The organism is Kistimonas ophiarachnellae, assembly GCF_057552235.1.
This window is the reverse complement of sequence record NZ_BAAJPA010000017.1, coordinates 58,918-85,754: the sequence shown is the minus strand read 5'-3', so window position 1 is coordinate 85,754 and position 26,837 is coordinate 58,918. Positions and strand designations below refer to the sequence as shown.

The window sequence follows — 26,837 nt, the reverse complement described above, 5'->3', positions numbered from 1 at the left end:
AAACATCAGAGGGCAATCTGGGGGTCCCGTGTCGGATGTCGTTGTCGCTCTTGTTTCTCTGGTTTATATGGGGGGAATCTTTGCTATTGCCTGGTATGGCGACAGGCAAGGACATCATTACCACCCATCATGGCGACCCTGGATATACAGTTTGTCGCTGGCCGTTTACTGTACGTCGTGGACGTTTTTTGGGGCTGTTGGGCAGGCAGCGTATTCCCCCTGGTCCTTTTTGCCTATTTATGTTGCTCCCATTGTGATTTTTTTACTGTTTCGCCGTTTGATCGTTCGGATCATACGGGTCAGTAAACAGCAAAACATCACCTCTATTGCCGACTTTCTTGCAGCGCGTTACGGGAAGTCCCGCCTGTTGGCAGCGGTAGCAACACTGATTCTTCTGGTCGGCATCCTTCCGTATATAGCGCTCCAGCTGAAAGCGATTGTTATGGGCTTCAGTCTCTTATCCGCTGACAATGCATTTTATATATCGGGCGACCCAATGGGTCAGGCCGATCATGATACGGCGCTGGTCATAAGCCTGGTGCTGGCCGTGTTTACGATTTTGTTCGGGACTCGGCATCTTGATACTACAGAGCACCATCATGGCCTCATGCTGGCTATTGCCATTGAGTCTTTGATCAAGCTGGCAGCTTTTCTGATCGTCGGATTGTTTGTTGTTTATGTGTTGTATGGCAGCAACAGTGATCCATTGTTATCCAGCCATCATTCGCCCGGTTTTTCTGCGTATCTGACAAAATTTGATGGCTTTTCGCTGGGTGTGCATATTGTTATCAGCATGGCGGCTTTTTTGTGTTTACCACGGCAGTTTCATGTCACTGTCGTTGAAAACAACGATACTGCACACCTGAATACCGCACGTTGGGTTTTTCCGTTATACCTGTTGTTAGCTGCACTGTTTGTTTTGCCTATTGCCCTGGCTGGTCAGTTGCTCTTACCCCCTGGCGTTTCCCCGGATACTTACGTGATCAGTTTACCGATGGGGATGGGGCAGGACTGGCTGGCGATGCTGGCTTTCCTGGGCGGCGCATCCGCGGCCATGAGTATGGTGATTGTATCGACGATCGCGCTCACCATCATGATGTGTAATGAGCTGGTTGTACCTGTTCTTGTTCGTACCGGTGTATTTGCCACCAGGGATTTTTCCCAGCTTAAAGGCATGCTCCTGACGGTACGCCGTAGTCTGATTCTTATGATTCTGCTCCTGGCTTATTTTATTTATCGATTGCTTGATCATGACCAGTCACTGGCATCCATTGGTTACCTGTCGTTTACAGCGGTAGCCCAGTTGGCACCGGCGTTAGTCGGAGGATTGGTCTGGAGAAAAAGTAACAGAATCGGTGTTTTGCTTGGGGTGATGACGGGAACATTTCTATGGCTGTATAGCCTGGTGTTACCCGCTTTTGAGAGCTCGGGAATGTTGCCCGGGAGCTGGGGATATCAAGGGTTGCGTCCAGACGGTTTACTGGGGCTGGGTGATGGGGATCCCGTGGTGAGCGGCATGCTGTTAAGCCTGGGTGGCAACCTGTTTGTCTATTGCATTGGTTCACTGTGGTTTAGCCCACGGTTAGTTGAGCGGCAACAAGCGGCTGTGTTTGTGGGGAGTGCTTTGCCGGAGGCTCAGGAAGATTTGCCCCGGGTGACCATTGCAGAGCTGGAGATCCTTGCTGCGCGCTTTATTGGGCGGGAAAAAGCGACTGAAGCGTTTTCAGGACTGGCGGGTTATGCCCAGCCAGCATTAAGGCATCAGCCCGCAACCAAGGCATTGATTGATTTTACCGAACGCTTGCTGGCGAGGGTGCTGGGCGGAGCCTCGGCCAGAGTGGTCATGCGCAGTGCATTATCCGGATCGGCAATGGAACTGGATGATGTGGAAACGATTATCGGTGAATCGTCATCTGTGTTGCGATTTAACCGGGAGCTGTTGCAGGGCGCGCTGGAGAATGTCAGCCAGGGGATCAGTGTTGTTGACCGTGACTTGAGGTTGGTCGCCTGGAATCGTGCCTATCTGGATATGTTTGATTACCCGGAAGGGTTTATCCGTATTGGTCGACACGTGTCCGATATCATCCGACATAATGCGGGGCAGGGGCTGTGTGGTTCCGGTGATACTGAAGACCATGTGCGTAAACGGGTCAGGCTTATGGCACAGGGTAATGCGCATCGTTCCGAGCGTATCCGTGCAGATGGCCGTGTTATTCAGGTCCAGGGCAACCCGATGCCAGGCGGTGGTTTTGTCATGAGTTTTACCGATATCACCGGATTTCGTCGGGTTGAACAGGCCCTGAAGGATATGAATGAAAGCCTTGAACAGCGGGTGTCGGACCGAACGCGGGATCTGGAATCGGCCAACAGGGCGCTTCGCAAGGCCAAGCAGCAGGCTGAACAGGTCAGTCATGACCGCAGTCGTTTTTTTGCCACCATCAGCCATGACCTGATGCAACCACTTAACGCGGCGCGTTTGTTTTCTGCAACACTGGCAGAGCAGGTTGGTCAGTCGTCGGGTACTGATCGTGATATCTCCCGACTGGCTGGGCATATTGAATCCTCCCTGCACTCTGCTGAAGAGATTATTAATGATTTGCTGGATTTGTCCCGTTTGGAATCCGGCAAGTTCAAACCCGCGTTTTCTTCTTTTTCTGCCAGTGCACTTTTTGAGCCATTGATTGTGGAGTGCCAGGGTGTGGCTGATGGCCAGGGGGTTGCGTTTCGCAGCAGGGCGGGGAATTACACCTTATACAGTGACAGGAAGCTTCTGCGGCGTGTATTGCAGAATTTCCTGTCCAATGCCATCCGCTATGCGCCAGCTGGCAAGGTGATGCTGGGATGCCGGCGACAGGGAAACCGCCTCAGGATTGAAGTGAGGGACAATGGGCCAGGGATTCCCGAAGAGCGACAGGCTCAGATTTTCAAGGCGTTTCAGCGGTTGAACGGGCATGTCTCACAAGGGTTTGGCCTGGGACTTGCCATTGTTCAGGGTATTGCCAGTGTGCTGGATTGTGAAATTGGTCTGAAATCGCATCCGGGACGGGGCTCGGTTTTTTACATTATTGTCCCGCTGGGACGGCATGAGGTTATGCCTTCTGCCGAAATTGCTGCGTCGGTCCGCGCTGCAGGGCCTGGGAATACGATGTCCGGTCGCACGATTCTCTGCATTGATAATGACATCACGATACTTCAGGGCATGCAGCAATTGCTGGAGCGTTGGGGCTGCCGGGTATTAACCGCAACCAATGCCGAGATTGCCCGGAACCAGGTGGCGTATGCGCCTGACCTGATCCTGGTGGATTATCATCTGGACAATGGTTGCAATGGCGTGGATTTAATCCGGGAGTTGCGCCAGTCAGGCGGCTTGCGTGTGCCGACCGTAATGATAACGGCTGATAGTTCGTCACAACTGCGAGAGCATTTGCAGGTGATGGATATACGCTATCTTTCAAAACCCATAAAACCGGCTGCCTTGCGTGCGCTTGTCAGCCGGTTATTACGGGATGCAGGTAAGACACCTGTCAGCAGGGAAGTAACGGCGTAAGATTACTGGGCTGGTGGGGGCGTGTGGTCACCTGATGGACGGGTCGCGGTGTCATCTGAGCCACCATTTTCATCATAATCCACTTCGAGTTGCTGGAGTGCGATGACAGCCTGGGTACGGTTACGGACGCCCAGTTTCTTGAAAATAGCCGTGACATGGGCCTTGACGGTCGCTTCCGAGACATTCAGGTCAAAGGCAATCTGTTTGTTCAGCATGCCTTCACTGATCATGCCCAGCACACGAAACTGCTGTGGCGTGAGGGAAGCGATTTTCTCTTCCATCTCACTGCTGACCCGGTTGGTATCCCGGTTGAGGTCAATGTTGGCGGGTGCCCAGATATTTCCGTCAAGTACCTGCTGGATCGCAGTTTTCATGGCATCCAGCGGTGTTGATTTGGGGATGAAACCAGAGGCGCCATAGCCAATGGCTTTCAGAATGATGGTTTCTTCTTCCCGGGCCGAGATAACCAGAACCGGGACATCCGGATAGTGGCCGGTCAGGAACATCAGGGCTGAAAATCCGTGTGCGCCGGGAATGTGGAAGTCCAGCAGCACCACGTCTGGATTTGGGGTTTCCTCCAGTGCCTGCTGCAGGGCGGCGATGGTATCGGTTTCGATAACCCTGACATCATCCAACACCTGGTTCAGGGCAGACTGGAGCGCGGTGCGAAACAACGGGTGGTCTTCGGCAATGATGATCGTATGGGCCATGGTGTCTTCCATTCCTGTACGCGTTGTCAGATTGCCACCGGGATCTGTGCCCGTCAATTCGTCAGCGCTCTGGCAGTGAGTGGTTCCTTCCTTTATTGCTAATATAGCCGAATGATGGGTTCAGGCAGGGTCATTCTCGGCGTGCAGAGGCATCGATGGCTGGTTGGAGCCTTCAGGCTTGATGCCTGTAAAAGCAGAATAAAACTGACGAATACAAGCCATATCCTTGGCAATGTCCCCGCTGGGGCGAATGGGCTGACCGAGCCCTACCGTTTTGGTCCGGGCATCCAGGTAACCGGGCAGAATGGGCACCCCAGCCTGACGGGCAATATGGTAAAAGCCGGTTTTCCACTCGCTGACATAGCTGCGGGTGCCTTCAGGGCTCAGGGCCAGTACCAGCCGGGGATAGCGGCGGAATGCAGCCACAGTCTGGCAAACCAGGTTGCAGTTGCGATCGCGGTAAACCGGGATACCGCCCAACCAGCGCATGACAGGACCCATGGGGCCTCGGAACAGAGAGGCTTTGCCTAGCCAGTACAGTTTTATGCGAAAGCGCAGGGCTATCGCCATAAACAGCAGAAAGTCCCAGTTGCTGGTATGTGGCGCGCCGATAAGCACGTAACGACTCATGGCCGGTTTTTCCCCTTCGGTTTTCCAGCCAGCCAGCTTCAGGCCCAGCCAGGCAATGAATACCATCAGGTGGCTGATGACCGGCGTGTCAAAAATCGTCAAGCGCATGGAAGTGTGCCTTAGCGTTCTCTGTTCAATGGGAAAAAATAGGAAACCTGACGGGGCGCAAGCTTATTCGTATAAGCCTGTACATTTATTCAGGTAACGGGTGATAGAATGGCCTGAGTGAGTGATAAAACAGCTGACTGTTTATGCAGGATACCGGACGAAAAATCATCCATGTCGATTGTGACTGTTTTTACGCATCGGTTGAAATACGGGAAAATCCCGACCTCCGGGGGCGTCCGGTGGCGGTGGGCGGCCTGCCGGACCAGCGGGGTGTCATCGCGACCTGCAACTATGAAGCCCGGGCTTTCGGCATCCATTCCGCCATGGCGTCAGCCTATGCACGCAAGCTCTGTCCTGACCTGATTATTCTCAAACCGCGCTTTGACTTATACAAAGCGGTCTCTCGCGATATTCACCGGATCTTTGCGGATTACACCGACCTGATTGAGCCACTGTCGCTTGATGAGGCATACCTGGACGTGACGGACTGTGGTAAATGCCATGGCAGCGGCACCCTGATAGCCCGCGAGATCCGTGCGCGTGTGAAGGAAGCAACACGCATTACGGTGTCTGCCGGGGTTGCGCCGAACAAATTCCTGGCCAAGATCGCCAGTGACTGGAACAAGCCGGATGGGCTTTGTGTGGTGACCCCGGACCAGGTTGATGACTTTGTTCGGCAACTCCCTGTCCGTAAGTTACACGGCGTTGGTAAGGCTACTGCTGCGCGTCTCAAGCGTATGGGGGTAGAAACCTGTGAAGACATGCGACAGTTTTCACTGGTCGATATGACTCAGCATTTCGGCACCTTTGGTTCACGACTGTATGAATTGGCCCGCGGGATTGACCAGCGTCCTGTTGAAGTGAGTTGGCGCCGTAAATCGATATCAGTTGAAAACACCTATGATCATGATCTGCCTGATACTGAGGCGATACAACTTCAGATACCGGATCTGCTTGACGAGCTGAGACGACGCTATGAAAAAATCCAGCGCGAATATGCGGTGTCAAAACGCTTTGTAAAAATCAAATTCAATGACTTTACCCAGACGACACTGGAAGAACTCTGTGCATTGAGTGAAAAAGCACTCTATTCACCGGATTATTTCATGAAACTGGCCGGTCGTGCCTGGGCGCGGGGTAACAAGCCGGTCAGGCTGCTGGGGGTCGGGTTTCGGCTCCATGACCTGAAACCGCCGGAATCCCAGGCGCAGCTGCACCTGTTTGATGATCTTCCGCCTAAAGCAAATCCGTAAAAACGGCCAATGGTGTTACTGCCTGGTTCTGCGCGCGCCTGATGTCTGTAGATGTTCCCTGACCGGACTGTCCTGAATATCAGGACTGTTATCACAATCTTTCCTGCTCATTGCTAGTGTTCATCCTCAGTTCTGAATATGGAGTCAAGGAACGTGGAGGGAGTAACGGAATCTGCCGTGCAGAAAGGGGCAGGGCAACAGCAAGGGAAAACAGCAGGAAAAGACAGTGGCGCAGCGAGCACCTCTTTGGGTGCAGGTTCCTCATCGTCGAAGGATGCGCCATCCAGGCAGCCGGATGTAGACATCGGTCAGCGATCAGTTAGCAGAACCAGGGTCAGTGCCAGGGAAAAATGGTTTAAAGAAATGAACAAGCTCGAGGTTATCCGGGTCGGGGTCATTGAGTCCGATGGCATGGGGGATCAGACGGCGGCGGTTGCCATCATGGAAAATATTGTGAACCTTGCTTTCGGTGGGCGTTTGCAGCTGGTCTATCACGCTGAGGATGATGAAGCCATGTCGAATCTGCGCGGCAAGCTGGGTCGTTTGCTCCCGGGTTTTAAGGCGGATATCTGTGATGTTCAGACTGTCACAGTGAAACAGCGGGGGTGTGAATGCATCCCCAGTAAGGCGCTGGAGCGGCTCTCCCGTGAGAAACCTTTCGATTATCCAGATCAACCGCTGGCCGTATGGCCGCTCAAGTGTGAGCTTTCATGGCTCAAAGCGCGCTATGGACTGGTTATCCCGCCTTATGGATGGAAAAAAGAAGCTGCACGGCTTGAGTCGATCACTGGCGTACGCAAGATTATCGCCATGCCAGAGCTGGCAAACTACCAGCTGCCTTACAGTGAGCCGGAAAATCCGTTAAGACTTTTTTCTGATAAGAGTCAGGTGTCCATCAAACTGCGTGATCTTCTAGATAGCGTCAGGAGTCGGAGGTTACATCTGCTGCCTGTTTACGGTATTCATCACGCTGACGTGTTGCGGGTGCATGACATTGTGATCAGGCGCCTTATCAAGGCTGTTCGACAGCCAGAAGCGGTAGCGGAAAATAAAGCCACGGTACTGCTGGTTATCAGTCCCCTGGAGGATGTCGGCGCACTTCAGACAGTGGCAAACGATCTCAATGTGCCGTTTGTTAACTTTTTGAGTGAAGGCGGTATCTCGTCCGGGCTGTTTGCTGAGGCAAAGAAGCAGCAGGTCGGTCTGCCGGTTATACGCCTTGTTTACTGCGGGCGGCTGGACAAGGCCCAGTTTCAGTGGATTTCTTGTATTGCGGATTATGCGATGACCCTGGAGGGGGCAAATTCTTCCAGTTTCATGCAACTGCTGGGCAAGTCCTACGTGCCATTGTTGCCATTGGGAGATACAAGGTTGCCTGTGTTACCCGAAGGGGCAGAGGGTGTCAGGAAAGACACGCGAAGCCAAGTGGAAGAGGCGGGGCATCTGCTGACCAGGGACAGCCGGTTATGTTGCCATGTAGGCAATGCCATGGATGCGTGGGACAGGATACGTGGTGCGGTGACGCCAGGTGATATGTTCCATTCTGTTTTTAAAAAAGCAGTTTCTGATAACCGGTATGATCGGCAGGCTTGGGCAGATCTGCTAGACAACGCTCTCGCCCCAGGTACCCGTTCTCCGGGAGCGGCGGCATCGAGTAGTACAGTAGACACCGCTGACAGGGAGGCAGCTCTGGATAGCATGGGTAAACTGATACCTGCCTTGCATGCTCCCTTGCCCGAGACTGTCAAGCCACAATTGCTTCAGGGGGTACCCGCCAGCGAGAGACACAACAGGTTGCGATTGGCAGTCAGTCATAGCCTGTTTGATTCCCCTCCGGCGCATGCGTCCCTGGCGGACGATTTAAAACCCGTTGAGGATCCGGAGTTGGGGCTGTTAAGTAAATTTATTCGCAGGGGATTTGGGCAGGATTATTTCAGCGCTGTTAAGCGCTATGCCAGGTTGCCTGAGAATAATGCCGTCCAAGCTGCCTTCAAGGCTCTGAATGATGAGGATTGGATCGACATACATATCCCTATCCCACAGGCAGCTCCTCTTGAGCTTCCCGCTGGTGCCTGCCTGGTTTGTAACAAAGAGGGATGCCATGCCCACACGAGTCGGTTGTTTCTTGGCCCCAAGGTTTTGCAGACCAGGTGCATTCCCTGCGGGCAGCAATTCTCTGGTTTGGACAGCCTGGTGAGTCATTATCGTCTTGAAGAGAATCACATGCAGGAAATATGTCAAATCCTGAGAAAAGAGAAGGAAGTGGTTGAGGATGACATGATAAAAAACACGCTTTACTCAAAAACCGTGTTTGGCTGTGGCCAATGTAGTAAGGGCTTTAAAGCCATCAGGAATCTTGAAGGCCATCTGCAGCTGCATGCTGAAAGGTCAAAAGGGGCTTTATCCGAAGAAACTGTAAGTCTGTCTTACCCGAAAGAGCCTCGAGACAACAGGGAATATGATCCCTTTCTGCCTTTTGATGACAAGGCAAAAGAGCCACAGCCGTCAGTATCTCATTTTGGCGCTAGCGGTCTGTAGGGAGACCGTTAATTTTGGATAATCTGGTGCTTGACGACCGATCGAGTACGGGGTGGAAAAATATCCTTCCAGGTATTGGTTGAACAGGCATCCTTCAGGGCTTGTCGGTATTTAGTCAGAAGGATACCTGTTCGTGCTGTCAGGCTGTAGCCGTGCTGGTTCCGGTTTCCCCCTGATTTTGATGGTTACGTCTGCGCCGTTGATTAATATACAGTCCAAACAGCAGTATCAGTGTTGGCAGGTAGAGCCATTGTTTCGCCGGGCGTTCCGTATTCTCTTTCTCTATAGCCAGGATGTGCCAGTCAAAATCCAGGCCGGCTTTCTCTGCGGCGGAACCGAATTCAATGTTATCGACTAACAGGCTGTTGCCGTCTTCTATGAGTTCCAGCCCCATGGTTGCCAGTCGTTCACTGACAGAACCACTCCCTGTTGGCAGCAGGATCGTCTTTTCAACCGCTTTCCCTTCCAGCGTTTCGCCTGCCACCCTCAAACGAATGTCTGCACTATCGGGTAGTGATTCCAGTTGTTGGTACAGGGCAGTCCCTGGCAGATCTATACGCTCTGACCAGAATCGATCCCAGATAAAGCCGGGGCGGAACAGGACAAAGGCAATGACCAGCAGGAGAATGGTTTCGTACCAGCGGGTACGGGTCAGCCAGTAGCCCTGGGTTGCCGTCGCAAAGACCAGCATGGCTGCCAGTGCGCTGGAGACGACCAGTATCAGGTGCCCAATGCTGGTAATGCCAATCAGCAGCAGCTCCGTATTAAAGATGAACATAAACGGCAGGATGGCTGTACGGATGTCGTACGTGAATCCCTGAATACCAGTGCGAATGGGATCGCTTTTGGCAATGGCTGCTGCCGCAAACGCTGCCAGGCCAACTGGTGGCGTATCATCTGCCAATATGCCGAAATAGAACACGAAGAGATGCACGGCGATCAACGGAACAATCAGGCCATGCTGGGCTCCCAGTGTGACGATAACAGGCGCCATCAACGTGGATACCACAATATAGTTGGCCGTTGTCGGCAATCCCATACCCAGTAACAGGCTGATGACGGCAGTAAAGATCAGCATGAGCAGAATGTTGCCGCTGGCGATGAATTCGACGAATTCCGTCATTACCTGTCCGATACCGGTCAGTGTCACGGCACCGACGACAATGCCAGCTGCGGCTGTGGCTACGCCGATCCCCACCATGTTACGTGCACCGCTGACCAGACCCTGAAGCAAGTCAGTGATACCGTCAGACAATGCGGCTGATACTGAGCCGGTTTTCTGAAAGAACGTAATCAGGGGGCGTTGTGTCACGACAATGCCAATCAAAAAGACAGTCGCCCAGAATGCCGACAGTCCCGGAGAGAAACGTTCAACGGCGATACACCAGATCAATACGACGATGGGTAACAGGAAGTGCAGGCCGCTCAGAACCGTCGGGCCGACCGGTGGCATTTCCAGCACTTCACTGTCATTCTGCTCAAAATGATTTTCCGGTGAACGGGAAGCCAGCCAGGTCAATCCCAGGTAGGCGAGTAGAACGCCGGTGGCAACAATCCAGGTCGCAGCGTCACCAAAGACCGTCTTGGTCCAGCCAATGCCGTAATACACTGCCAGGCTCAGGACGCAGAGTCCCAGAATGGTACCGCTGAAAGACAGCAGTGACCGCAGCAGGCCCGGGTTATTTCGGCGTGGAAGACCCTCCATCCCTGCTTTCACCGCTTCCAGGTGCACGATATAGAAAAGTGCAATGTAGGAAATCGCGGCGGGAAGAATAGCGCTCTTAATAACTTCCAGGTAAGAAATCCCGACATACTCGACCATCAGGAATGCTGCAGCCCCCATGATGGGTGGTGTCAGCTGTCCGTTGGTGGAGGCCGCGACTTCAATAGCACCCGCCTTGGTACCGGGAAAACCTACCCGTTTCATCAGCGGGATAGTGAATGTGCCGGTGGTCACTACGTTGGCAATACTGGAACCGGAAATAATGCCACTGAGTCCGGATGAGACTACCGCTGCTTTAGCGGGCCCGCCTTTCAGGTGCCCCAGCAGGGAAAAGGCGACGCGGATAAAATATTGTCCGGCGCCGGCACGATCCAGCAATGCCCCAAACAAAACAAACAGGAAAACAAAGTTGGTCGAGACGCCCAGTGCAACGCCAAATACACCCTCAGTCGTCAGCCAGAAATGCGACAGTGCTTTGTTAAGGCTGGCGCCCTTGTGGGCAATGACTTCAGGCATATGCTGACCAGCAAACACATAAACAAGAAACAGGGCGGCTACACACATCAGTGGCGGCCCCAGTGCCCGGCGGGTCGCCTCCAGTAGTAGCAGAATACCGATGCCGGCAAATATCAGGTCTGTTGTGATCGGAGCACCGGCCCGTTCGGCCAGGGAATCGTAGAAAAGGAAAATGTAAGCAGCGCTGAAGCCGCCGACCAGTGCCAGCAGCCAGTCCTGTGCTGGCACCTTGTTACGGGGAGAGCCTTTCAGGGCCGGACAGGCAAGGAACGCCATGAAAATAGCAAAGGCGAGGTGAATAGCCCGTGCTTCGGTGTCATTCAGGATGAAAAAATCAAAAATAAACGGCAGTGGTGATGCATACCACAGTTGAAACAGTGACCAGCAAAGGGCGGTGACCAGCAAGAGTTTGCCTGGAAGTCCGCTCAGTCTGCGGGCGCCGGAATCGGCTTCATCGACAATCTGCTGTGCGGTGGATTGCACAGACTCGGGTGTTCTGGTGTCGCTCATGGTCTCGTTAGCCTGTCTTGGCATCAGGGACAGACGGCTTCCGGCGGCTGTTTCCCTGGTGAAAACCCGTCACGCAGGTCGCGAGCATGGGTGGGAAATCAGTCAGCCAGCGACCCTGGCGGGCGCTGGCTGACAGGGGATGGACACGCCTTACAGCAGGCCGGCTTCCTTGAAGTAACGCTCGGCGCCCTCATGCAGGGGCGCGGAGAGACCTTGTGACACCATGTCTTCTTTCTTCAGATGGGAGAAGGCCTGGTGGAGTTTTTTGAAATCGTCGAAATTGTCGAAGACCGACTTGACGATCTGGTAGACGACATCCGATGAGGTATTGGTGGAGCTGACGAAAGTTGCAGCGACACCAAAGGTGGTGACGTCATCGGGTGTGCCCTGGTACATGCCGCCGGGGATGGTGGCCATGCGGTAGTAAGGGGCGTCAGCCAGCAGGGCGGCGACCTGGGGGCCTTCCACCGGTACGATAACGGCGTCACAGGAGGTGGTGGCTTCCTTGATGGAACCACTGGGATGGCCGGCAACGAAGACAAAGGCGTCGATCTTGTTGTCGCACAGCGCCTTGGACTGCTCTGCAGACTTCAGCTCGGTAGCGAGTTTGAAATCATCAAAGGTCCAGTTGTATTCCTTGAGCAGCTGTTCCAGGGTGCCGCGCTGGCCGGAACCGGGGTTGCCGATATTCACACGCTTGCCCTTGAGGTCTGCAAAGGTTTTGATGCCGGAATCTTTGCGGGCAACGACAGTGAAGGGTTCAGGATGCAGGGAGAAAACAGCGCGCAGGTCGCTGTAAGGGCCTTGTTTCTCAAACTTGCTGGTGCCGTTCAGGCCGTGGAATTGCCAGTCAGACTGGGCAACGCCCAGATCCAGCTCGCCACCGCGCATGGTGTTGATGTTGTAGATGGAACCACCGGTGCTTTCCACGGAACAACGGATTTTGTGTTCTTTGCGGTCCTTGTTCACCAGGCGGCAGATCGCGCCACCTGTGGGGTAGTAAACGCCGGTAACACCACCGGTGCCAATGGTGACAAACTGGCGTTCGGCGGCATGGGCGCTCATTGCTGCGGCGGCAAGGCCGGCAGTGCAAAGGGCAAGGCTGATTTTCTTGGCTATCGACATAGGTTCCCCCTGTCAGGTTTATCAATGTCCACGACAGTTACCGCACGTTGTCTGACTGTTGGCAGTCTGTTGTTTTGGCGTGCAGCGTGCAGGACACGACCTGCCGTGGGGTATGTTGTTTTTGTGTCACCGGCGACCCATGGCTCACGGGTGTCGATGTTGTTGTTATGGCGGGCTGAGATCCAGCTTTCAGCCTGTTACGACCGAAGTGTTATCCGTAGTGATACGCATACTATCAGGTAATATTGTCGCTAAACAAGATGTCTGGTACGGGCCGGGGTTGGTGGTATTTTGTCTGGTGTGGTTACTGGCTTCTGATAGTAAAGTGTTTCAATGAAAGAATACTCTTCATACACGATCATTCGATGATAATGAGCGCATCTGCCAATCGTTTCCTGCTTGAATAATGAGAAAATGTTGTTTCTGGTTGAGGAGAGCTGATTGTGGGCAATAATTTTCAGAAATGACGACCTGCAAATAAGGCATTGGAATTGACAGGGTTGTAATAGCATTTCCTGACTATCACTACCCATTCTCCGCCACTGTAGAGACTTTTGCTCTGAAACCCATTAAAGGCTGGCTGATTCAAGTTTAAGATCTTGGGGCGAAAATGCTTGTCCCACTCAGTATCTGGAAAACTTACTGAATGGCTGGCAAATGGTGGTATTCAGGTAGCATTTTGTGTGGTTCAGGCCTGACATTAGCGTTGTGTTTATGTAAGAAGTTTTTTACCAAGAAAAGCCTGAACTACCCATTTGCTGTCCACGTTGCGTTTTTAAAACGTGTTATTTATTCATACAGCATTTTTTGTATTTCTTGCCGCTCCCGCAAGGGCAAGGATCGTTTCGACCGGTATTTGAGCCTGTTGGGCTGGTCGGGTCAATAAAGAACCATTGATCGTCTTCACGAATAAATGAAGATCGCTCCTGATGAACATCGATTTTTCCATTGGCTTTTAAGCGATAGGTTGCACGGAATTCCACCTCGCCTGCGGTGTCGCCAGCTTGCCCTTTGTCCGTATCGACAATTTCCAGTTGCTGCCATTGTGTCGCATCAGCCCAGTCTTCCAGTGCCTTGCGTTGCAGGTAACGTTGTTGTCTTGGCCAGGTGGTGGCGATAATGTAATCGATCAGTCTTAGTGCCCAGGCGCTGTAGCGGGAACGCATCAGTTGCTCAGCGGTTTCCGGTCGGGCATCGCCACGGTGAAATCGGGCACAGCAGTTGTCATAGGCGGTATCGGTACCGCAGGGGCAGATGTGTTGTTCAGTCATAAGACGGTGGTTACCACCAGTATTTGCCAAAATGTTCCGGGTTGGCCCAATGTTTTGCGTTAAGCCAGTCCGGTGTGGTTTTGTAGGAGGCGATGTCGTAGGTGCAGAACCAGAGGGTTTGACCGTCACGCTGGAATCGTTCGCTGAGCCGCAGGCCGAGACTGTAGATATCGGTATCCAGCCACTTATCGGCAGAGGTTGGATCAAGCAGCAGGGCGATCCGTTCACAGTATCGGTTCCGAAGCCCTGCGACCAACGTCACTGCCGTCGGCTTGTCCATGCTTTCCAGGCGCTCAGCTATGATGGCGAGATCAAAATGCGCCGTATCCGTGAGGTCTGATAAATCCGTGATCAGTGTGCAATCACAATCCGTGTTCTGCGTCAGCCAGATCGTCACGACGGCAGGCATCGCATTCGCGCATACCAGCAGCTTTCCCGGTTGATACTGCTCAAGTACGGCAATGATGGCGTGGCTGGGGCTGTGTTCAGGCGAGATCATGCTGCTGATAAGGTGTCTGATAGTCGGTTTCCGGATTATCGCCAAAACCACGGCTTGTAGCCAGTCTGTCAACGTGCAGGTGCTGGTTCGTCATGAGGAATGTCACCCGGCACTATGCACAAGCTGCAATGATTTACCTGTATCTAGATACAGTCTTTTGAGATGAGTTGCGATACACTGCTGCTTTGTTTCCCTGATTCCTGCAGGTCATTCATGAAAGCAATGCTCGCGCTTGGTCAACTGGTCACACTGGGCTTCTGGCTGGGTGTTATCCTGAATTTCTTTATGCCATTTTCGGCCCCTCTCGATAGTATTTTCCTGATTGCCGGTGGTTTGATTCTGCTGGTACATGCGATTGAGGTGGCGATCTGGCGTGAGCGTATCCGTGCCATGAGTGACCGTTTTGCGATGGATTGTCTATTGATACTCGTCTTCGGTTTTTTCCATATGGCGACGCTGATGTTGCGTCAGCAGCCGGTACAGGAGCACTGACGGTCGCCAATGCTCAGTAACGAGATTAAAACATCGATCCAGAAAGCCTATACGTCTTTCCTGAATGGCAAGCAGCTCAAGGCCCGGCTTGGCCAGAAGCTGATGATTGCCGAGATCGCCAAGACTCTGGGCGCCATTGATCAGGACGATAGCGGCAAGAGGACCTCGGACCCTGCCGTCTGCGTGGTGGAAGCCGGTACCGGTACCGGTAAAACCGTAGGTTATTGCCTGGCATCGATCCCTGTCGCCAAGGCGATGGATAAAACATTGGTGATCGCGACCGCGACAGTGGCTCTGCAGGAACAGGTTATCAACAAGGATCTTCCCGAGATTCGCCAGCACAGCGGTTTGGATTTTTCCCTTGCCCTGGCCAAGGGGCGTCGTCGTTATCTGTGTCTTCAGAAGCTGGATCTTTTGCTGCAGTCCACGCAGGCGGCCTCGGCAACCATGGCCCTGTTTCAGGAAGAAGGGTTTTCCATTGACCTGGATAAAGACGCCCAGAAGCTCTATGAAGAGATGCTTGGCGCCATGGCCGGTAGCCGCTGGGACGGTGACCGGGACAGCTGGCCCGTAGCCGTGGATGATGAACAGTGGCAACAGCTGACGGCGACCCATGCCCAGTGCAGTGGTCACCGCTGCCCGCATTTTTCCAACTGTCCGTTCTACAAGGCGCGGGGTGCGCTGGACAAGGTGGACGTCATTGTCACCAACCATGACCTGGTGCTGTCAGATTTGATGCTGGGTGGTGGTGCGATTCTGCCGCCGCCCAAGGACTGTGTGTATATCTTCGATGAAGGCCATCACCTGCCTGACAAGGCCATAGACCATTTCGCCTGCGAAACCCGACTGGGTGATACCGGTCGCTGGCTGGAACAGTCGACTAAACAGCTGGAAAAAATTCTGGCGCAACATCCGTTGCCCGGTGAAATCGGTGGCTGGTTTGAGCGTCTGACCGGTAAATACAAGGAACTGGTGACCGAGCAGCAGTTTATGCGCGAAGCGCTGATGTCTGCGGCTGAGTTTCGTCAGGAAGAAGAGACGGAATCGGGCAGAACCCTGCTCTACCGTTTTCCCGATGGCGTGATTCCGGAAGAATTGCGGGAGTTGGCCGGACGTTTGAAAGCTGGCTTCAGTGCGTCGGTGGACTTGGCGGATCGGATTGTCGCTGAACTGAAATCGGCCATGGATGATGAAGTGACCGGTGTCGATCGGCTCCACGCCGAGCAGGTGTTTCCGGTGGTTGGCATGATGCTGCTGCGTCTGCAGAACAACCTGGCGTTGTGGGAATCCTGGAGCATTGTTGATCCGGAAGGTGAACCACCAGTCGCCCGTTGGCTGCGTTTTGTGGAATACCATGGCAGTCAGGATCTGGTGGTTTCCAGCAGCCTGATTCTTGCGGGCAAGATTTTGCGTCAGCATCTCTGGAATACGGCCTATGGCGTGGTAGTGACATCGGCAACTTTGACGGCGCTGGGCAAGTTTGATCGGTATCGTGTGCGCGCAGGACTGCCAAAAGATGCGAATTGCCAGAGTGTTCCGAGCCCGTTCCGTCATGGGGATGCAGCGGTGCTGTCAGTCCCGGTATTACGATCTGATCCTGGTGATGCCAAAGGGCATACAGAAGAGATCATTGAACAGTTGCCAACATTGATTGGTGATGTGAAGGGCGCGTTGGTACTGTTCTCTTCCCGTCGGCAAATGCGCGATGTGTATTTTGGTTTGACCGGCGAGCTGCGTGACCGGGTGATGCTGCAGGATGACTATACCAAGCAGGAGTTGATTCGGCGTCACAAGGAAACCATCGATGAGGATGGTCGCAGTGTCATCTTTGGTCTGGCCAGTCTTGCGGAAGGTATCGACTTGCCCGGAGTCTATTGCGAGCACGTCATCATCGCCAAGATTCCGTTTGCGGTGCCGGATGATCCGGTGGAGGCCGCGCTGTCAGAATGGGTTGAATCACGCGGCGGTAATCCATTTATGGAAATTGCCGTTCCGGATGCAGCCATTCGCCTGGTTCAGGCCAGTGGTCGATTGTTGCGCCGGGAGGATGATACCGGCCGCATTACCGTGATGGATCGTCGTCTGGTAACGCGTCGTTATGGGCAGGCATTGCTGAACTCCATGCCCCCTTACCGAAGAGAGATTGCATGACAGCGGCTGACGGTGTTCGTGGCTACCATGACCTGCGTTTTGAATCGGTACGGGAATCTTTTGGTCAGCTCTTTTCCGAGGGAGAAGAGCTGGGTGCAGCGCTGGCGGTTACGATTGCCGGAGAGCCGGTGCTGGACCTCTGGGGTGGCTTCATGGATAAGGAGCGTACGGAACCGTGGCACCATGACACACTGGTCAATGTGTTTTCCTGTGGCAAGGGCATTGCCAGCCTTTGCATGTTACGGCTGGTTCAGGACGGTCTGCTATCGCTGGATGTTCCGGTTGCCAACTATTGGCCTGAATTTGGTCAGAATGGCAAAGAGAGCATTACGCTTCGCCAGATTTTGACCCATACTGCGGGACTGTCAGCATTTCATCCTCGCATTCCGGATGAGGATCTTTTCGATTGGTCAACCATGGTGCATTGGGTGGAGCAGGAATCCCCCTGGTGGGAACCTGGTACCCGTCATGGTTATGCACCGATCACGTTCGGCTGGCTGCTGGGTGAACTCTTTTACCGGGCAACTGGTGAGCGTATGGGACACTGGTTGCAACGTACAATCATGGCGCCTCTGGGCGAGCGTTTTCTGTTCGGTATTCCCGATGATGATCATGGGCTGATTGCCCGGATGACCAAAGGGGAACCGGTACGTGGTGACAAGGCTGCACAATTGCTGTTTCGGGAAATGACTGGAAACCCCACCGGTGTAACAGCTCGCGCCTTTAGTAACCCGATGAGTGTACTTACAAGTGCCAACCGGCCGGAGTGGCGTCGTATGGAGCTTCCGTCTGCCAACGGACATGGAACAGCGAGGGCATTGGCCAAAGTCTATGGTTTGTTGTCAGCGGGTAACGGACAGCTGTTGGATGCTCAGTTGTTACAGGAGGCGATTCAGGAACAGGTCTGTGGTGCGGATGCTGTGCTGAAATGCAGCAGCCGATTTGGGCTGGGTTTTATGCTGGGTCAGCCGGATCATCCCCTTTCAGGTTTTGGCCCGTCCCGTTGCGCATTTGGGCATACCGGCGCCGGTGGTTCGCTGGCGTTTGCAGATCCGGAAAGACAGATTGGCTTTGCCTTTGTCACCAATCGCATGGGGCCGTATGTGCTGGTGGATCCAAGAGCTGAACAATTGGTTAATGCGGTTTATCAGGCGTTTGATGGCTGCTGAGAAATTGTTCGGGGTTATCTTGCAATAGCATCAATGCATTGTGGCCCTTTGTGCGTGGGATTATTCACGTATGTGGACACAGGCCACAGCTGCAAAAGCTCTGGCGCTAATGGTTGTAGCAGTGACTGGCAGTCGGCCAGGTCGCTGTCAGTGGACAGCCAGCTTGCATAGTGTTCCGGCTGCAGAATGACCGGCATTCTGTCATGTACTTTGGCAGTTAGCGGGTTGGCTGCCGTCGTGATGATGGCGCAGGAATCATAAAAAACGTCTTCTGACGCATGATAGCGTTCCCAGATGCCAGCAAAGGCCATCAGGGATTTATCCCGTTTTCGAATGTACCAGGGTTGTTTACGATCTGGCAGCGATTGCCACTCGAAATAACCATCCGCTGGAATCAGGCAGCGACGCTGCCGGAAGGCGTTGCGGAACATGGGCTTTTCCGCGATGGTCTCTGCCCGGGCGTTGATTTGCGCCCTGGAGAGATCCTTGAGCCATCCGGGCACCAGTCCCCAGCTGGCTGTTACGTATTCCCGTTGTGGATTGTCGCGGATCAGAGTGACCTGGTCACGAGGAGCGATGTTGTAATGTGGTAACTGGTGGAATTGCAGATCCAGTCCGAATTGTCGGCAATCCACCTGTTCCCTGAGTAGGGTAAAGCGTCCACACACGGTTGCTTTATTCCTCCGGTGTATCGTCAATCATCGGTGTGGCGTTCAGCCAGTCGTTGACCAGTTCCCGGGCACGGTCTGCATCCGCTATATCGGTATGCAATCCCAGCAGGTCATGGGCCGGGAGTTCGCCAACGGCACCCTGCAGGTAGGCACCTGAAATATGGGCATGGATATGGTGGCTGGCCAGCATATCCTGAAGGCCCTGCGCCTCAAGGTGATTCCGGGGACTGTATATCTTGATCATGACCCTTTACCGCGTGAAGGTTTATTGCGTTTTCAGGTAGATCTGCTGCAGTTGGTCAGACAGCATGCGGGCTTTCTCAATCTGCTCGGCAGTCAGCAGTTTGCTGATCTCATCGCGCAGTTTGACGGCCTGCTCTTTTACGGAAGATTCTTTCAGCTGGCTAAGTGTTGCCCACATGTAGGCAGAGATCATGTTGGCGTCCGTACCCTGACCTTTGAAGTAAGCCTTCGCGACTTCATATTGGGCGACGGGGTCCAGCTGACGGGCTGCGTCGGCGTAATGCTCAAAGGCGCGGGTCAGGTTTTTCTCGACACCCAGTCCCTTGCTGTAGGCTTCACCGAGCAGGCGCTGCGCTTCTGCGGAATGTGCTTTGGCCGCTTGCTGAAGCTCACTGACCGCCTGCTTCATCTGCTCCTGGTTACCACTGGACAGCAGCTCGCGTCCCTGGCTGATCATGGACTCAAGGGTATTTCCCTGTTCCGCCGCCTTGTCTTCAGCGGGTGCGGTGGTGGCGATTGCTGCCAGTAATGCGGCTGCCAGTACCCCGTATTTGACCTGCATCGTTTCCTCGACATTCTTGACGTTATGTACGCTGGATTATACTCGCTGCTAGCCTAAAGGCTATGTTTACCCGGTTTTTACTGTTGTTAGCCTCTGTTACATGGGAAGGCTACAGTGAGCCCCATGCAAAAGCATAAACTACCGTCTACCCCTTGTCAGACAAGGGATAGCGGCATTTACAAAAGCGAAACCAGCAGATACAGAAATCGAATGATCATCTGTTTATAATGCCATCCAGTTATAAATTTTTGAGCGACTGCGTGTTAATGGAGCAATTCGACGATATTCGTCCTTACAGTGATCAGGAAGTTCGTCCGATACTGGATCGTCTGTTACAGGATCAACAGCTGCTGTCAGCGCTGGTGCATTTCAGCTATCCTTCCCTGGCGATGTCCCTGGGGGGCTTTCTTCGTCCGTTGACCCGTTTTCTGTTGCAGCGCAAGCTCTCCGGTGTCAGTGATGTGCGAGGTTTGCAGCACGTTATTGCGCCCTATATTGAACGTGTCATCAAAAAAACGACAAGTGACGTTACCTGGACGGGGCTGGATGCGCTGGAGTCGGGCAAGGCTTACCTGTTTCTCAGTAATCACCGTGACATCGTGATGGACTCGGCGTTCGTCAACTACGGCCTCTATGGTCGTGGTATGGATACGATGCGGGTTGCTATTGGGGATAATCTGCTGGGGCGCCCGTATGTCAGTGACCTGATGCGGCTGAACAAGAGCTTTATTGTCAAACGGTCACTGGTTTCATTGCGACAAAAACTGGCGGCTTACCAGAAACTGTCTGCTTTTATTAATCATTCTATTGAGACAAATCATTCGGTCTGGATTGCACACCGGGAAGGGCGTGCGAAAGACGGTAATGACCGGACCGACAGTGCCATCATTAAAATGCTCTACATGAGCCAGAAAGGCAAAGGCCACAGCCTGGGTGAAGTGATGGAGCGACTCAGGATTGTGCCGGTGTCGATCGCCTATGAATACGACCCCTGTGATCAACGCAAGGCCAATGAGTTGCAGTTGAGATCGGATCACGGCAATTATGATAAGGCTGAAGATGAGGACCTTAAGAGTATTGCCACCGGGATTGAGGGCTGGAAAGGGCATGTCCATGTTGCATTTGGCCAGCCGCTGGGAACTGAATTTGATTCGGCAGTTGATGTGGCGCGTGAAGTCGACAGACAGATCCACACGCTTTATCACTTGCATCCTTCCAATTATATTGCCCATGACGTGTTATGTGAGCGTCAGGGTGGACAGAAGATAACGGGTTGGGAACAGCAGTTTTCTGGTGATGATCTTGATGAGAAAAGAAAAACGTTCAAGGATCGTCTCAATGCCTGTTCTCCGGCCAGCCGGGACTGGTTTTTGAAAATATATTCAAACCCCGTAATCAATCATTACCGGGATTTGTAGGATTGATATGTACAAACTCTGTTTCTTTGTACCGGAAAGTCATCTGGAACAGGTCAAAAGCGCGATCTTTGCGACCGGTGCTGGCCGGGTAGGGGATTACGATCAATACTGCTGGCAGTGTGAAGGAGTGACCCAATTTCGCCCCTTAGCCGGCAGTCAGCCCTATTGTGGTGAGACCGGGCGTCTTGAAGCCGTACCGGAAGTGAAAGTGGAAACGGTGGTTGAAGATCATTTCCTGGCAGCCGTTATTGAAGCACTGCGCGCTACTCACCCCTATGAGCAGCCAGCGCTGGAAGCCTGGCCAATCACAGTTGTTTAATTAGTAGAGATTGATAGTTTCAGATCTTCCATATGCACCGGAAAATGGTTATTCCGCCGGTCGTTGAAGTATTGTGTCAGGCTGGCTTTGATGGATGAGAAGGCCAGTTCACGCCAGGGAATTTCAGCTTCTGAAAACAGCCGGGTTTCCAGACTTTCTTCGCCGGGCGCAAAATCGGTGCTTGCCAGTTCACCTCGAAAGATCATGTAGACCTGATCAATATGGGGAATATTGAAGACCAGGTAAAGTTCCGGATCTTTGACCCGGGCTCTTGCTTCTTCCCAGGTTTCCCGCAGCGCAGCCTCCCGGGTGGTTTCGCCCAGTTCCATAAAGCCGGCAGGGAGTGTCCAGCGTCCACGACAGGGCTCAATCGCCCGTTTACAGAGTAGAATCTGATCATCCAGCCAGGGCAGTATGCCGGCGACAATCTTCGGATTCTGGTAGTGGATAATCCCACATTGACGGCAGATGTAGCGCTCCCGGTTATCGCCATCCGGTACGGCCAGCTCAACGGATGCTCCGCAATGACTGCAATAATTCATGATGTGATTACCCAGACTTCCCCCGAATCACCAGTCTACCCTCCGTGAAGAAAGGATTGAACCTGAAGGGTAGAAATAGCGTCTAAAGAAATAATTGGCCTTAATATTGCTTTTCTCATAGAGAATGGCTGTTTAAGCGATTTGTCACTGGAGAATAGTGGGAACCGGGGATATAGTAATCTGAACGTATTGGAAAGCAGGATGACTTTCCCGGAGTCACAACGAAAGGCAAGGATGCATGCCGGATTATGTTGAAACAAATACGAAATCAGCTGATAGAACACACACCCAGGGATCTGCCAGTACCGCTGCCTGAAGCGGCTGTATTGATTGCCCTGACGGATAATACCCACAACCCTGAAATTATTCTGACCCGCCGTTCTACCCGGCTAAATACCCACAGTGGTGAGGTGGCATTCCCCGGTGGTAAGCGTGATCCTGAAGATCGGGATCTGCAGATGACTGCGCTCAGGGAAACCCATGAAGAGATTGGCGTGCCTGGTGACTCGGTGGATATCCTGGGCCGTACCGGGCAGGTGATTTCCCGCTTTGGTATCAAGGTTACGCCTTATGTGGGGTTGGTGCCGGAATCCATAAAGTTGCATGCCAACCTGGATGAACTGGATCGTGTTTTTCGGGTTCCCGTGGCCTTCTTCCTGGAAGATGAGCGCCTGCGTACTGATGAGCTGCGTTATAAGCAGCAGTCGTTTTTTGTGCCGGCCTGGCAATATGGGGATTACCAGATCTGGGGGTTGACGGCCATTATGCTGGTGGAATTCCTCAATGTCGGACTGAATGCCGGCATCCCGCTGGATGTGCCGCAGCAGCGCGGGCAGCGTGTCGAGGGTGGTGTCTGGCGCAAGCAGGCGTGAGTTCATTCCCGACCGTTTTCCGGTAAACTCCTTTCCCGAGAATAATAATCATCCCTCTACGGGAGAGGCTTCCTGCATGATTTATCGCCTGGGTGAACGCTGTCTGGATGTACGTGGTGATGACTGGTTTGTGGCCGACAATGCCAGTGTCATCGGTTCAGTGGTGCTGGAGAATAATGCCAGTATCTGGTTCAACGCTGTTGTTCGTGGTGATAATGAACTGATTACCGTGGGTGAAAACAGCAATATTCAGGATGGTGCTGTTCTACATACGGATCCCGGTTTCCCACTCATAATAGGGCGCGGCGTAACGGTTGGTCATAAGGTAATGCTGCATGGTTGTGAGATCGGCGAATATTCCCTGGTGGGAATCAATGCAGTGATCCTTAATGGTGCAAGAATTGGCAAATATTGCGTGATTGGTGCCAATGCCCTGATTCCGGAAGGCAAGGTCATTCCTGATTATTCCGTTGTCATGGGCTCGCCAGGCCGGGTGGTCAAAACGGTGGCGGAACCTCAAAAGAAAATGCTGGAACTCTCCAGTGCCCATTACGTTCAGAACTTTCAACGCTATCAACGTCAGCTGGTGGTTGATGAGCGTTTTTCCTCATGATGAAACTGCGTGATTATCTGGTCAGCTCTCCCTGCGTTGCGGTATGCAAGCTGGATGCAATGGAGATATGCACTGGCTGTGGTCGCCATATCCGGGAGATTCGGGATTGGCCTGAACTCAGCCGTGAGCAAAAGCTTGATGTTGTGGCCCGTGCTCAGGAAAGAATGGCCTCGGGCAAAATGGATCAGTCATGAAAGTGGTGCATGGATCTGTCTGGCGACATCGCTTGTTCTGGTGGATGGGACTTGCTGGATTACCCGTGCTTGCCGTGCAAGGGCGATGGGTCAGGCGAAAAACGCCCCGCTTGCCAGAAGCTCGTGGAGAGTGGCAGGGATGTTCGGGTAGTGGGGATGTCGCCAAAAATCTCTATCTGCTGGGTGAGTCAACCATAGCGGGTGTCGGCGTTGGCGTAATGCATAAAGCCCTGGCGGGGCAGTTGGCGAATGCATTATCTTGTGAGAGTGGTTCCAAGGTGAGTTGGCGGGCGCTTGGGAAAAATGGTCTGAAATGTGCGGATACAACCTCTGAATTGTTACCCTCATTTCGGCAGGCTCAGAAAGACGCAGCTGCCAACCTTGTAGTGATTGCGCTGGGTGTAAACGATACAACGGGCCTTACTAGTCTCAATGCCTGGAGGCGTCAGCTTATTTACATGCTGGACGAAATTCGTTCTGTCACTGATTGCCCGGTCGTCTTTGCTGCTATTCCCCCAGTGCACCTGTTTTCTGCCTTGCCCCAACCATTGTCTACGGTGTTGGGTGCGCGGGCGCGACTGCTGGACAAAGCATTACAGGATGTGGCTAAAACACATTCCCAGGTCTTTCATATGGACACGGTCTTTCGTTTTCAGCCCGATTACTTGGCATCGGATGGTTATCACCCGTCAGAGAAGGGTTATCGGTTGTGGGGGGAACAGTTGGCCCGCCAGATTCATGCAGCGGGCCTTCTGGTGAGGTCAGAGGTTCAGGATGACTTGATCGGGGGATAAACGCGTACCGAGCGTACCCGGTTATCACGGATTTGCAGGATCTCCATACGATAACGACCGTTTATCGTGATGCAGACAGAAGAATCAGGGATTTCTTCCAGGTGTTCTGTCACCAGTCCATTCAATGTTTTTGGGCCATCAACAGGGAGGTGCCATTCCAGCGCCTTGTTGATATCGCGAATGGTGGCGGTGCCATCAATGATGAATGAACCATCGGGCTGGGGGGTGATGTCGCGGTTGTTGCTGGCGACATCCGTCGTGAATTCCCCGACAATCTCTTCAAGAATATCCTCAAGCGTGACCAGTCCCATGACATCGCCGTACTCATCCACCACGATGGCGGTTCGGCGCTTTTCCTTCTGGAAATTGAATAGCTGGGTGTGGAGTGGCGTCCCTTCCGGCACAAAATAGGCGTCGCGGGTTTCATTCAGCAGGGCGGCGCGGTTGACTTCATCAAGACTCAAAAGGCGAGCCACCTTGCGCATGTGCAGAATACCGATGATGTTGTTGATATCACCCTTGTAGATGGGTAAACGGGTGTGCTGGGCTGTGCGCAGTTGTTCCAGTATTTCATCAATATCATCTTCGATATCAATACCCACCACTTCGTTGCGAGGGATCATGATGTCGTCGACGCTGACTTTTTCCAGATCCAGTATTCCCAGTAGCATCCCTTTGCGTGTGCCGGGAATCAGTCCACCAGCCTCGTGCACCACGGTGCGGAGTTCTTCCTGGCTCAGCTGGTCCGTACCCCCCTTGGATGGGTCAACACCCAGACACCGCAGGATGACATTTGAAATCCCGTTAACGATCAATACCAGCGGATAGAACAGTTTCAGTAACGGCTTGAGAATCAGTGAGGCGGGAAACGCGACCTTTTCCGGGTGCAGTGCGGCAAGGGTTTTCGGGGTGACTTCACCAAACACCAGTACGACCAGGGTCAGCGAAAAGGTGGCGATGGCAATACCGGCATCTCCCCAGATTCGGACCGCCACAATCGTGGCGATGGCCGATGCCAGGATATTCACAAAGTTATTGCCGATCAGGATGACGCCAATCAGCCGGTCCGTTCTGTCCAGTAGTTCACTGGTGCGCCTGGCGGCGCGGTTGCCACTCCTTGCCTTGTGGCGCAACCGGTAGCGGTTCAGCGCCATCATCCCTGTTTCGGAACTGGAAAAAAACGCGGAAAGCAGGAGAAGTACAACAAGCGCTCCGAGCAGGACGCTTAGCGGTGCTTCGTTCAAGGGAATCTATACCTCTGTCGATGGGGTGAGGGAAAACATGCGGGCGCTCAGCCGGTGATGTGTTGAATGTGTGCCACTTATGCGATTGTGGCACCACGGGGGTGGTTCAGTACTGCTGGCCGTATGGGTCATAACCATCCTGGTGGATTTTGTATTTATACCTGCGATTTTAGCCACGGTTGATAATCATATCCAGCATGAACTTGCTGCCGAAATAGGCCAGCATCAGGCAGGCAAAACCCGCCAGGGTCCAGCGTATGGCGGTTTGGCCGCGCCAGCCGAGGATGTGTCGGCCGGTCAGAAGAATGCCAAAAATACACCAGGCCAGAACGGACAGCACAGTTTTGTGAGCGACATGCTGTGCAAACATATCGTTAAGATAGATAAAACCGGTGGTCAGTGACAGGGTCAACAGAATCAAACCTGCCCAGAGAAATTCAAACAGCAGTTTCTCCATGGTTTGCATCGGAGGGAAGGCTTTGATCAGACTGGCCGGATGGTGGTGTTTGATCTTGCTTTCCTGCCAGGCTAGCAGTACAGCCTGAAACGCAGCCACGGTCAAAGTGCTGTAGGAGAGGATGGAAATGATGATATGGAAAATCATTCCCGGCTGGGCGGACGGGATAATATCTTCCGGGCCGCTGAGCAGAAACGAGCAACCGACGGCGGCTATGGCAATCGGTAAAAGACCGATCAGCAGGTTTTCTACGGGTTTACGCAGGCTGCTGGCAAGAATGATCAGGATGATCATCCAGCTGCTCAGTGAGCCCACCGTATAAAAATTCAGGTTAACGCCATTCGGGGTGTGAATAATCAGGTAAATGCTTAATGTCTGCGCCAGCGCACCGGCAAACACCAGTGTCTGTACCAGGGGGCGGTGGATCTCGCGACCTCGAAGACGCTCCCACTGGCAGAAGGTGCCGCTGACATAGAATGCGATGGCAAGAATGCTGGAGATGGCGATGTTCATGGTTTCCATAAGCCTGTCTGAACCCGCAGAGTTTCGCATAAGCGGTGGTCGCCGTGAAGGGTTCGATCGTACCGGTTGCATCGGTGTGTTCATAAAATGGCCATTTTGCTGCCATGATCGAAGGGGACGCTTTTTCGGGCAGTCGTCCCGAGG

24 protein-coding genes are annotated in these 26,837 nt (G+C 53.2%); 12 read left to right on the top strand and 12 right to left on the bottom strand.

Annotated elements, in window-relative coordinates; all coding sequences use genetic code 11:
• Window positions 1-28 precede the first annotated feature (28 nt).
• Complete coding sequence (locus AC27K1_RS18795) at window positions 29-3,547, top strand: hybrid sensor histidine kinase/response regulator (protein ID WP_487152330.1); 3,519 nt, start codon at window positions 29-31, stop codon at window positions 3,545-3,547.
• A 2-nt stretch (window positions 3,548-3,549) separates the two neighbouring features.
• Here the strand turns inward: AC27K1_RS18795 and AC27K1_RS18790 are convergent, their stop codons facing one another.
• The gene (locus AC27K1_RS18790) at window positions 3,550-4,257 is read right to left on the bottom strand and encodes a response regulator transcription factor (RefSeq protein ID WP_487152329.1); all 708 of its coding nucleotides are present in this window, start codon (window positions 4,255-4,257) and stop codon (window positions 3,550-3,552) included.
• A 120-nt stretch (window positions 4,258-4,377) separates the two neighbouring features.
• On the bottom strand, window positions 4,378-4,995 hold the full coding sequence (locus tag AC27K1_RS18785; protein ID WP_487152328.1) for a lysophospholipid acyltransferase family protein: 618 nt from the start codon (window positions 4,993-4,995) through the stop codon (window positions 4,378-4,380).
• A 143-nt stretch (window positions 4,996-5,138) separates the two neighbouring features.
• Here AC27K1_RS18785 and dinB point away from each other — a divergent pair, with 143 nt between their 5' ends.
• Window positions 5,139-6,248: a DNA polymerase IV gene (dinB, locus tag AC27K1_RS18780; protein ID WP_487152327.1), complete on the top strand. Its 1,110-nt coding sequence runs from the start codon at window positions 5,139-5,141 to the stop codon at window positions 6,246-6,248.
• 153 nt (window positions 6,249-6,401) lie between these two features.
• On the top strand, window positions 6,402-8,786 hold the full coding sequence (locus tag AC27K1_RS18775) for a hypothetical protein (protein WP_487152325.1): 2,385 nt from the start codon (window positions 6,402-6,404) through the stop codon (window positions 8,784-8,786).
• Window positions 8,787-8,925: 139 nt separating this feature from the next.
• Here the strand turns inward: AC27K1_RS18775 and AC27K1_RS18770 are convergent, their stop codons facing one another.
• The 4 genes from AC27K1_RS18770 to AC27K1_RS18755 form a co-directional block, all read right to left on the bottom strand.
• Complete coding sequence (locus AC27K1_RS18770; protein WP_487152324.1) at window positions 8,926-11,535, bottom strand: TRAP transporter permease; 2,610 nt, start codon at window positions 11,533-11,535, stop codon at window positions 8,926-8,928.
• Window positions 11,536-11,685: 150 nt separating this feature from the next.
• A complete protein-coding gene (locus AC27K1_RS18765) occupies window positions 11,686-12,660 on the bottom strand; it encodes a TAXI family TRAP transporter solute-binding subunit (protein WP_487152323.1) in 975 nt (324 codons plus the stop codon).
• A 785-nt stretch (window positions 12,661-13,445) separates the two neighbouring features.
• Window positions 13,446-13,931, bottom strand: a complete 486-nt coding sequence (locus AC27K1_RS18760; protein WP_487152322.1) for a YchJ family protein — start codon at window positions 13,929-13,931, stop codon at window positions 13,446-13,448.
• A 10-nt stretch (window positions 13,932-13,941) separates the two neighbouring features.
• Complete coding sequence (locus AC27K1_RS18755; protein WP_487152321.1) at window positions 13,942-14,430, bottom strand: DUF6231 family protein; 489 nt, start codon at window positions 14,428-14,430, stop codon at window positions 13,942-13,944.
• A 213-nt stretch (window positions 14,431-14,643) separates the two neighbouring features.
• Between AC27K1_RS18755 and AC27K1_RS18750 the strand changes: the two genes are divergently transcribed.
• From AC27K1_RS18750 to AC27K1_RS18740, 3 genes are read left to right on the top strand one after another with little or no spacing between them, the layout of a single operon-like run.
• Entirely contained in the window at window positions 14,644-14,922 is a 279-nt protein-coding gene (locus tag AC27K1_RS18750) for a DUF1145 domain-containing protein (protein ID WP_487152320.1), read from the top strand.
• A 9-nt stretch (window positions 14,923-14,931) separates the two neighbouring features.
• Entirely contained in the window at window positions 14,932-17,073 is a 2,142-nt protein-coding gene (gene dinG / locus AC27K1_RS18745; protein ID WP_487152319.1) for an ATP-dependent DNA helicase DinG, read from the top strand.
• Window positions 17,070-18,242, top strand: coding sequence for a serine hydrolase domain-containing protein (locus AC27K1_RS18740; protein ID WP_487152318.1), 1,173 nt, complete (start codon window positions 17,070-17,072; stop codon window positions 18,240-18,242). The genes dinG and AC27K1_RS18740 overlap by 4 nt, the downstream gene beginning before the upstream one ends.
• Before the next feature lie 14 nt (window positions 18,243-18,256).
• Here the strand turns inward: AC27K1_RS18740 and AC27K1_RS18735 are convergent, their stop codons facing one another.
• From AC27K1_RS18735 to AC27K1_RS18725, 3 genes are read right to left on the bottom strand one after another with little or no spacing between them, the layout of a single operon-like run.
• A complete protein-coding gene (locus AC27K1_RS18735) occupies window positions 18,257-18,910 on the bottom strand; it encodes an SOS response-associated peptidase (protein WP_487152317.1) in 654 nt (217 codons plus the stop codon).
• Between the two features lie 7 nt (window positions 18,911-18,917).
• Window positions 18,918-19,157, bottom strand: coding sequence for a putative signal transducing protein (locus AC27K1_RS18730; protein ID WP_487152316.1), 240 nt, complete (start codon window positions 19,155-19,157; stop codon window positions 18,918-18,920).
• Window positions 19,158-19,178: 21 nt separating this feature from the next.
• Window positions 19,179-19,718 (bottom strand): tetratricopeptide repeat protein, encoded by a 540-nt coding sequence (locus AC27K1_RS18725; RefSeq protein ID WP_487152315.1) that lies wholly within the window; start codon window positions 19,716-19,718, stop codon window positions 19,179-19,181.
• 266 nt (window positions 19,719-19,984) lie between these two features.
• Here AC27K1_RS18725 and AC27K1_RS18720 point away from each other — a divergent pair, with 266 nt between their 5' ends.
• On the top strand, window positions 19,985-21,136 hold the full coding sequence (locus tag AC27K1_RS18720; protein ID WP_487152314.1) for a 1-acyl-sn-glycerol-3-phosphate acyltransferase: 1,152 nt from the start codon (window positions 19,985-19,987) through the stop codon (window positions 21,134-21,136).
• Window positions 21,137-21,143: 7 nt separating this feature from the next.
• Window positions 21,144-21,455 (top strand): NGG1p interacting factor NIF3, encoded by a 312-nt coding sequence (locus AC27K1_RS18715; RefSeq protein ID WP_487152313.1) that lies wholly within the window; start codon window positions 21,144-21,146, stop codon window positions 21,453-21,455.
• Here the strand turns inward: AC27K1_RS18715 and AC27K1_RS18710 are convergent.
• Window positions 21,452-21,997 carry an NUDIX hydrolase gene (locus tag AC27K1_RS18710; protein WP_487152312.1) on the bottom strand — a complete coding sequence of 182 codons (546 nt, stop codon included), beginning with the start codon at window positions 21,995-21,997 and terminating at the stop codon, window positions 21,452-21,454. The two genes, AC27K1_RS18715 and AC27K1_RS18710, sit on opposite strands and share 4 nt — an antisense overlap.
• A 248-nt stretch (window positions 21,998-22,245) precedes the next feature.
• On the opposite strand from AC27K1_RS18710, the gene AC27K1_RS18705 reads away from it, so the two are divergent.
• From AC27K1_RS18705 to AC27K1_RS18690, 4 genes are all read left to right on the top strand, one after another.
• Window positions 22,246-22,869 (top strand): CoA pyrophosphatase, encoded by a 624-nt coding sequence (locus tag AC27K1_RS18705; protein ID WP_487152311.1) that lies wholly within the window; start codon window positions 22,246-22,248, stop codon window positions 22,867-22,869.
• Window positions 22,870-22,945: 76 nt separating this feature from the next.
• Complete coding sequence (locus tag AC27K1_RS18700) at window positions 22,946-23,482, top strand: gamma carbonic anhydrase family protein (protein WP_487152310.1); 537 nt, start codon at window positions 22,946-22,948, stop codon at window positions 23,480-23,482.
• Window positions 23,479-23,676 carry a DUF1289 domain-containing protein gene (locus AC27K1_RS18695; protein WP_487152309.1) on the top strand — a complete coding sequence of 66 codons (198 nt, stop codon included), beginning with the start codon at window positions 23,479-23,481 and terminating at the stop codon, window positions 23,674-23,676. The genes AC27K1_RS18700 and AC27K1_RS18695 overlap by 4 nt, the downstream gene beginning before the upstream one ends.
• A complete protein-coding gene (locus AC27K1_RS18690) occupies window positions 23,673-24,470 on the top strand; it encodes an SGNH/GDSL hydrolase family protein (RefSeq protein ID WP_487152308.1) in 798 nt (265 codons plus the stop codon). Before AC27K1_RS18695 ends, AC27K1_RS18690 begins: the two co-directional genes overlap by 4 nt.
• On the opposite strand, the gene AC27K1_RS18685 is transcribed toward AC27K1_RS18690, so the two are convergent.
• Entirely contained in the window at window positions 24,446-25,714 is a 1,269-nt protein-coding gene (locus tag AC27K1_RS18685) for an HlyC/CorC family transporter (RefSeq protein WP_487152307.1), read from the bottom strand. The two genes, AC27K1_RS18690 and AC27K1_RS18685, sit on opposite strands and share 25 nt — an antisense overlap.
• Before the next feature lie 169 nt (window positions 25,715-25,883).
• The gene (locus AC27K1_RS18680; protein WP_487152306.1) at window positions 25,884-26,693 is read right to left on the bottom strand and encodes a cytochrome C assembly family protein; all 810 of its coding nucleotides are present in this window, start codon (window positions 26,691-26,693) and stop codon (window positions 25,884-25,886) included.
• Between the last annotated feature and the right edge of the window lie 144 nt (window positions 26,694-26,837).